Raw genomic sequence first — 2,061 nt, 5'->3', positions numbered from 1 at the left:
TGTTGAAGCTGACTCAGACGCAGATGCTGATGTAGTATCAGATACAGATTCTGATTGGCTTGCTGATTCTGATTGTGTATCAGACACAGATTGTGAAAGACTTGCAGATTCTGATTGTGTACCAGATGCTGATTGTGAAAGACTTGCAGAAGCTGATTGTGATACAGACTGTGATTTAGATACTACTTCTGATTCTGATTGTGATTTAGATACAGCCTGTGATTGTGACACAGATTGTGAATTAGACACAACTTCTGATTGTGATACAGATTGTGAGTTAGATACTACTTCTGATTGTGATACAGATTGTGAGTTAGATACTACTTCTGATTCTGATGCAGAATTTGAGAATGATTGTGATTGAGATGCTGACTCTGAATCATCCATCTTAACGAAGTAATAGTTAACATCAGTTGAAGGTTTAACATTACTTGGAACTGAGTAGTTATTTGAGAATGAAGTGAAACCTTTCAATTCTTTATAAGTAATGCTACCGTCTGGTTGTGTTACTTTGTCCTTCGCAACAATATCAGCATTACGTCCGGCAATCAAGTTCCATTTATTATTTCCTTGACCAGCTGGTGTTAATGATACATCTGGTGCACCTGTAAACGGTTTATCAAAAGCTTCAGTCACTTTTGTTTCATCGTGCGTAAGGTTAACTTTTTCTGTATTAGACAGCCAACCAGTAATTACTAAAGAGTTGCTACCTGCAGTTTCGACAACATCAATATGGTAATCGCCATTTTTGCTATTTACAGTAGTCGTTTTTGATTCAGTAGCTTTCCAAGTATCACCAGCTTTATTTACAGATGATGTGTAAATAAGTGTGTATTTAGATACATCTTCTGTACCAACATCACTTGCGCTGAAGTTACTTACTTGTGATGGATCAAGAGCATAGAATTTTGTTACAGTTGAGCCATCTGTATCTACAACTTCCGAAATACGTTTCACGTAGTAGTGGTTTGCTCCACCTTGAAGTTCGACAAGTTTTTGACCAACAACACCCTTACCAAGGATACCAGATGTCAATTGAGTCGAATCTGTTGTAGCAGTTACATGTTTGAAACCAGGGATTGCACGGTTTTCTGAAGCCGTAAATTTCTGCCCTGCAAGACCTGTTTGAGTGTAGCTTGCAAGATCTACTTCATTTCCAGTTGGAGTGTAAACTTGACCTTTTGTATACTTGCCAGGATCAACTGCTTTATAGTGAGTTGTTTGATCAACTGTTGCATAAGGAACAGACGTTTGAACGTTTGGCTTGTCTTCACCTTGGTTACCTGGGAAGTTTGTATCACGGATTTGAAGTGTTTCATACTCAAGGTTAGCGTTAACCAATGAGAATGTAACGTTACCTGGATCAGTTCCGTTAGCACCTGTATAAGTCAAGGTGTTCGTTACATCAGAGTTGTTGTTTGTGATGTAGCTTGGAAGAGAGATATTGCTTTCCCCAGCTTTGATTGTACGAGTATAAACTTCTGATCCGTCAGATTTCTTAACGATACGCAAGTAAACATCTGGGTTAGCTGAAAGGCTACCAGTGATTGCAGAACGGTCTACTGAAAGAGTAGCATAGTAATCAAAGTTTGTTTTAGCACCAGTAGTGTGGTTTGTTTTAAGGAATTGCCATACACCAAAAGTGAAGCGATCAGCGTTTGGATCCAAAGCATAACCTGCTTCGTTAAAGGCTGGATCTTCAATCGTTGCACCGTTCGCATCTGTAATAACTGGAACTGTAGTTCCATTAGTGCTTGTTGAGATTGGTGACAGCTGCGCAGTAACTGCTGCAATACCGTTAACTACTGAGTTACCTGTGAAGCCGTTGTCAGTGATTTTAGTCATCATGTTGTCAACAGCGTTACCAAGGCGCTCACGTTGTTCTGCGTAAGCAGCGTTTGTTGCTGATGCAGCAAGCAATGTAGTTGATTTAGCAACTTCTTCTTGAACTGTTGCGATAGCAGTTTGGATTTCAGCTTTAGCAGCTGTATCAGTCAACTTAGCTTGGTAATCTTTAGCGATACCTACAAGCAATTCTGCTTCTGAAACGTTTTGATCCAA

The 2,061-nt window shown here is 39.5% G+C and carries 1 protein-coding gene; it reads right to left on the bottom strand.

Translation table 11 applies throughout. The features are described from left to right. On the bottom strand, window positions 1–2,061 hold a 2,061-nt coding region (locus HMPREF2979_RS07735), incomplete at both ends, for a hypothetical protein (protein ID WP_186821184.1).

The sequence above is a fragment of the Streptococcus sp. HMSC078H12 genome, from assembly GCF_001814615.1.
GTDB classification, from domain to species: Bacteria; Bacillota; Bacilli; order Lactobacillales; family Streptococcaceae; genus Streptococcus; species Streptococcus salivarius_F.
This window is presented reverse-complemented; position numbering and strand designations above follow the sequence as displayed.